Below are 6549 nucleotides of genomic sequence, written 5' to 3'. Positions count from 1 at the left end.
TCTTTCCTTGATCGATTGAATCCCCTTCCTGCTGTTGAGGCTGTGGGGATGTGTGCAACGCGCTTGCGTTGTGCACATATCCACAGGCGCGGCCGGCTTCAAAAAATTGCCGCGGCGTCTTGTAATCGAGCGCCTGGTGTTACCTGTTTCAGAAGGTAAGATTTTCAATATTAATCTTAATTTTTAGCTCCCTCTCTTGCTCGTTATTCGATATTGGGCCATTGTGCCACGCCTTAAATCGGTCATTTTTTGCTCAGATCGATGAGCGCTTAATGAGTATGCAACAAAAGATTGAGTAATGCCGCCAAGATCAATACTGACTGTCATTCGCTCCAAATTATTAAATAATTTATGGGGAGCCTTGAGTTTTCGATCACGGTTAAAAGGCTCCTTTGATAGCGCATTTTATAATTCGCAATGCGGCCGCTCCTTCTCACCTGCGGAAGGATTGCGACATTATCTTGAATCTGGCTGGCTCGAAGGGCTTGATCCGACACCGACCTTTTCGACCAGGGCCTATCTTGAGCGGTATCCCGACATAGCCGCAACTGGCGCCAATCCTTTCGCGCACTATTTACGCTTTGGCGCTTCCGAGAAAAGGCTGGCAGTTGCATCTGGCGTGCTGCATGATGTTGAAATGCTTCCGCCGGAGGAAGATGTTTCTCGCATTCTACCTAAATTCGATTCCGGCTTTTATAATAACCAAACTAGACGTAGTTTTTCCGAAATTGACGGCGCAAGGCATTACCTAAGTGCCGGTTGGCGGGCGGGGCTCGACCCTTCCGCGAATTTTTCCACGAAGGCTTATCTTGAAGCTCATCCCGAACTTGCGGACAGGGGCGAAAATCCTTTCCTGCATTACCTTTCGCAAGGGCGAAAAAAGCAAAATGCCGTGACAGGTTCGGCAGGTTTGTTCGATGCAGACGCCGATTACCCCACAGCTGAGGAGGCCGAAGCCCTACTGCCTTACTTCGACGAGAATTTTTACAACAAGCAGGTCGCTCGGTCTTTTAGCGCCATTGACGCTGCTCGGCACTATCTTGGCAAGGGCTGGAAACTCGGCCTTGATCCCTCGCTCGAGTTTTCAACAAAAGCCTATCTTCGCTTTAATCCCGACGTGGTTGAGGCGGATATGAACCCGCTGCTGCACTATATACGTTTCGGCAAAGCCGCTGGGCGTACCGCCTACCCATCCAATACTCCGCTGGATGCTTTGCCACTGGCGCACGAGAAAACCCAATGGGAATCGCCACAGGGCAAGATCGTGGCCCAGCATTTCGACCTGCATTATTATCAACAGCAGACCGGACAATTCGAGCTGACATCGGACGCTGCGGTGGAACACTATCTCACCGAAGGCTGGAAGCTGGGGCTCTCGCCGGTACCGTCATTTTCGCCCGCCGACTATCTGGCCATGTATCCTGATGTGAAGGCATCAGGCGCCGATCCGTACTGGCATTATGTCAGCCAGGGCATCCAGGAGGGACGCCAGCCGCGACGTGGCGGTGACAAGTCCGAAAACGGACGTCAGATACTCGAGGATATACGCCACAAGCGCGTCGATGGCGTTACGGAGTGGCGTGATTATGATCATGTCGCAGCCCGCGGCTGGCAAAGCCTTGAAAGCCGTGAACCCGATCTTTCGTCGCTTGACTTCACGATGACTTTTGCCGGCCTAGACTCGGTCGATGCGCTGGCCGGACTTGATCTGTCGCTCTGCGCCGGTGAAGATGGCGACGAGGTAGATGTTTCGATCATTATCCCGACGATCAATGAATCCGAAGTATTGGTCGAATGCCTGGCGTCGATCGCTCAGTCAGCCACCGACCGGCTCCGTCTGGAAGTGATTGTGGTTGACAATGGCTCAAGCGACGATCTGTACTCTCATCTGGCGCAACACCCTCACCTGAGGTATTTGCGCTTCGATAAAAACCTCGGCTTTGGCAATGCCTGCAATGCCGGGGCCGAGATGGCCCGCGGCGCCTATCTCTTCTTCCTTAACAATGACGCCCAAATCTCGCCTGACTGCCTTGAAAAGCTGGTCGCCACACACAAAAAAAACCGGGCCGGCATGGTGGGGCCCAAAATTTTGTCTTTTGACGGTCGCCTTCAGGAGGCCGGCTGCATCCTGAAAAGCGACGGCACCGGTCAGTTGATCGGGTACGGTCATAATCCAAATGTGCCGCGCTTCAATTATCGGCGTGAGGTCGAGCACCTATCCGGGGCAGCCATCCTGCTGAAACGCGATCTTTTCAGGGCGGTCGGCGGCTTTGATCCAATATACGCGCCTGCCTATTGCGAAGACGCCGATCTGAGCCTTAAAATCCGGGCCAAGGGTCACGTGCTGATTTACGAGCCCAAAGCGGTCGTTGCGCATCATTTAAGCAAGACCTCAAACGCCAACAGCGACAAAACGCGCTCCAAGCGGCAGAGAATTTCACGTAACCGGCAGACACTGGTGTCACGGTGGAGCGAAACCCTCGCTGAAACGCGATTACGCACGATCGCTTTTTACTTGCCACAATACCATCCTATACCGGAAAACGATCTTTGGTGGGGAAAGGGATTCACGGAGTGGACCAATCTGGGTCGCGCCCTGCCCAATTTCGAGGGCCATGTCCAGCCCCGCATTCCTGCAGATCTTGGCTATTATGACCTGCGCCGCCTCGAGGTCATGGAAGAACAGACAGCTCTGGCGCGCCGGAATGGCCTGTCCGGCTTTTGCTATTACTATTATAATTTTGACGGCAAGCGCCTTTTGGAAACCCCGCTTGAGCAGATGCTGAAGGCTGGCAAGCCGGATTTTCCTTTTTGTCTGTGCTGGGCCAATGAAAACTGGACGAAACGCTGGGATGGCCGTTCTAAAGACGTCCTCATGAAGCAGTCTTATTCTGACGAAAGCATGCGGGCGATCATCAATGACATACTGCGCTACTGCGCCGCGCCAAACTATATCCGTGTCAATGGCAAGCCGCTGATATTGATTTACCGCGTGTCGGACCTGCCCAATCCGAAGCGCGCCATCGCCACATGGCGGAATGTGGCGCGCCAAGCTGGCATCGGCGATATAATGATCGCCAGCGTGGAATCATTTGAACTTTCATCTAGCCCAGCCGACCCCAAGCTTTTCGGTTGCGACATTTCGGTAGAATTTCCCCCTCACGACATGGTGCGAAGCCCGCCCCTGAATGTCGTGACGACCAACCCCGACTGGACAGGCACGGCTCACGATTACCGGGAGCTGGCGATCAACTACATGACTCGCGAGGAAGTCGGCTTCAAGCGTTTGCGTTCGGTTCTGGTAGGTTGGGATAATACGCCGCGTTATCGAGATCGCAGCATGGTGCTGGAAAAGGCCTCGCCCGGCGCTTTTCAGGCTTGGCTAGAATGGACCATGTTACGCACGCTCGAACAAAATATTGGCGAAGAACGGCTTGTTTTCATCAATGCCTGGAACGAATGGTGTGAAGGCAGCTATCTCGAACCCGACCAGCATTTCGGACATGGTTATTTGCAGGCCCTGAAAAATGCGATCAGCAATGTTGAAGCTGGAGGGGGAACCTTTGCACTCTGAATTAAATTTACGCCGTGTTCCTGAAAAGACCTTGCGCGTGGTTGGTCACCCCTTCGCTCCGATTGGCATGGGCGAGCATGTGCGCTCATTGTGGCGTTCGCTAAATGAAGTCGGCGTAAATTGCGTTATGGTTGATGTTCACGGGCCATGGGATGAGCCCGACCCTATGCTAATCTCGGAATTTGAAGGCAACACCACATCGGACTTGGGAACCGGTATCAATATCTTTTGTATTAATGGCGATGAGATCGAACCGGTTCTCAAAAAGCTCAAACCCCGTAACGCCTTCGCCCGCGGCAGCTATAATATCATTTATCCCGCCTGGGAGTTGGAGACCTTTCCGGATGTCTGGGCGCGACAGGTCGAGCGCTTCAATGAGGCATGGGGCGAGTCGCGTTTCGTGTCTGAGAGTCTGGCCGAGGCAGTAAACATACCTGTCACGCATCTGCCCCTGGCCACGGAAGTGCGGCGGCGTGGGCTTTTTTCACGTCGCTATTTTGGGATGAATGAAAGCGCCTACACCTTCTTTTTTGCGTTTGATTTTCTCTCCTTTCTGGAGCGCAAAAATCCGATGGCTGTAATCGCCGCCTTCGCGAAGCTCCTCGAAAAGCGCCCTTTCGCTAATGTTCGCCTTGTCATCAAAACCAATAATGCCAATTCAAACCCCGTCTTAAAGGCAGCGTTTGACAAGGCCATTTCACCCATCAGGACTCACGTCCAGCAAATCGACCGTACGCTCAGCCATCTGGAAATGAAGGCGCTAACTTGGCAATGTGACGCTTTCGTATCCCTACATAGATCTGAAGGCTACGGATTTGGGATTGCCGAAGCCATGTGCCTGGGCAAACCAGTCATCTGCACTGATTATTCCGGCAACATGGATTTCTGCACGCCTGAAACCACTCTACTCGTGCGCCACCGCGTAAAGCGGCTAGCGGAGGGCGATTACCCGCACTGGCATGGGCAGCACTGGGCCGATGCCGACATAAATGTAGCGGCGCGTTACATGCTGGCTCTTGTTGACGACCCGCAAAAAGGGGTTGATATCGGACGCCGGGCTAAACGGCATATGACAGCCAATTTCAGTCATCTCGCCTCAGGCCTCAGATATACGCGCCGTCTCGATGAACTGATCTCCCAACCTGAGCCAAACGCAAAAACCGTCACACCGGTTGCGTCCAGAAGCTCATGAACCGGACGGCATGATCCAAACTACGGTTGAATCGTTTTTCCCGGCGTGATAGTGATTTTACGCCTTTTACCTAGGACATTGTAATGTTAGGTTTTTTTCTTCAGCCGACTGCTGCTGACCAGATTCGCGCTATGAATATTGATCCGCTGGTGAAACACCATGCGATCGATGTGATCGAAAATGGCTATACAGTCGTTCGCGGCGCCGTTTCGAGATCGCGATGCGATCAGGTGATTGACCAGTTCAAGCGTTTCGCGGCGCTGAATGATGACAAGTTCAGCATCAACAGGTTAGACAACGGGCATTTCCCGCGTATTAGCAATTTGCACATGGCGTTTAACGAATTGCTGCCCTTGTTTACGCAAAATCATGTCTGGCTGGCGGTGCAGGATCTTCTTTTCGGCGGTCCCACCTCACTTTACACGTCACTATTTTACGAGATCGGTTCCCAGCAACCGCTCCACCGTGACACGCCGGTTTTTTCAACACGCCCGGAATATCTTTATTTTGGCACGACCGTCTATCTGGAAGCGGCCGGAGACGAAAATGGTTGTCTAGAAGTTCTGAAGGGTGGGCACCGCATACCTCAACTCGACCGAGAGGATATGGCGCGCCGACGTTACGGCAATCTTGATAACATCCCGAACCTGGACGACGCCGCCTGGATTGAATATCAGGATACTACGGTAGCCTTAGGCCGCGCCATGGGTATGACTACCGAAAAAGTGTACGTGGACGCTGGCGACAGCCTCATCTGGCATCCACAACTGCCGCATGGCGGCACAGCCATCAAGGATATGAACCGTACCCGCCATAGCTTCGTCATGCACACGACGCCCGCCGGAGTGCCTGTTTATCATCAAAATGTCTTCTTTAATCCCAGCCGGGCCTACCCTGAAACCTCATCTTCAAACTATCTCGACTATGAGGGTAGAAAGATCGTCGACTGTGCGGGCATATCGTTTAATCACGCAAACGACTACCCTGTCAGCGATTTTAAACGTTTAAACGAAGTAGATCCGCTGTTTATACCCGCGTAAATTTACTGCGCAGACCATCTAGGAATTTTACTATCAGCCCAAGAAGACCCTGGCTTTTGTCGTCTGAATTTTGTTCATCCGTCTGCGGCAGCGCTAGGGTCTCGCCTCCCATTGCATAGAGTACAGATGGCATATCGGCGCTATAAAACAGTCCTTTAAGGCGGGTGTAAATCTCATTCGGCTCCTGCTCCCACCATTTTGAAGCTTCAATACGCTGAATAATTTCGTCGGGATGGCGCATTTTAACGATGCGCGCCGGTGTACCGGCAGCAATGGCATAGGCAGGAACATCACGCGTTACGACAGCGCCCGTACCGATAATAGCCCCATTGCCAATTGTAACGCCGGCTAAAATGGTGGCGCCCTGCCCAATCCAGACATCGTTGCCGATACGCACACTCAAGTCCCTGTCCATATGCGGCAAGTGAGATTCCGATTCCGGAGGATACAGCGCGTCAACGTCCATCTTCACGGCATCATCCACGGCCATTGGCAACGGAAATGTCGACAGGGTATTTGTGGGATGCCGTCCAAACATCCCGACAAAAATCGTTACGCCATCTGCTATCGAACAATAGCGGCCTATAGATAAGAATGTAGGTCGATATTCAGAACCAGAAAACACCGTGTGAGGATAACCATAGGAATAATCACCGATGTCTACATCAACTGCACCATGCTCAAGCTTGGCGTAATGATATCGAGTTTTCATATGTTCAGGTATCATAACCGATCTGCAACCT

The 6549-nt window shown here is 52.5% G+C and carries 4 protein-coding genes; 3 read left to right on the top strand and 1 reads right to left on the bottom strand.

Annotation, left to right across the window (positions count from 1 at the left end; translation table 11 throughout):
* Positions 1 to 298 precede the first annotated feature (298 nt).
* The 3 genes from ACTHLA_RS10195 to ACTHLA_RS10185 all read left to right on the top strand — a co-directional run bounded on the left by ACTHLA_RS10195 (position 299) and on the right by ACTHLA_RS10185 (position 5806).
* Positions 299 to 3574: a glycoside hydrolase family 99-like domain-containing protein gene (locus tag ACTHLA_RS10195; protein WP_440188310.1), complete on the top strand. Its 3276-nt coding sequence runs from the start codon at positions 299 to 301 to the stop codon at positions 3572 to 3574.
* A complete protein-coding gene (locus ACTHLA_RS10190; protein WP_440188307.1) occupies positions 3540 to 4766 on the top strand; it encodes a glycosyltransferase family 4 protein in 1227 nt (408 codons plus the stop codon). Before ACTHLA_RS10195 ends, ACTHLA_RS10190 begins: the two co-directional genes overlap by 35 nt.
* 83 nt (positions 4767 to 4849) lie before the next feature.
* On the top strand, positions 4850 to 5806 hold the full coding sequence (locus ACTHLA_RS10185; protein WP_440188304.1) for a phytanoyl-CoA dioxygenase family protein: 957 nt from the start codon (positions 4850 to 4852) through the stop codon (positions 5804 to 5806).
* Here the strand turns inward: ACTHLA_RS10185 and ACTHLA_RS10180 are convergent.
* Complete coding sequence (locus ACTHLA_RS10180) at positions 5793 to 6533, bottom strand: CatB-related O-acetyltransferase (RefSeq protein ID WP_440188301.1); 741 nt, start codon at positions 6531 to 6533, stop codon at positions 5793 to 5795. The two genes, ACTHLA_RS10185 and ACTHLA_RS10180, sit on opposite strands and share 14 nt — an antisense overlap.
* Positions 6534 to 6549 lie beyond the last annotated feature (16 nt).

The organism is Asticcacaulis sp. (assembly GCF_051956075.1).
GTDB lineage: Bacteria > Pseudomonadota > Alphaproteobacteria > Caulobacterales > Caulobacteraceae > Asticcacaulis.
Note: the sequence above shows the minus strand (reverse complement) of the source record. Positions and strands in the feature narration are given on the sequence as shown.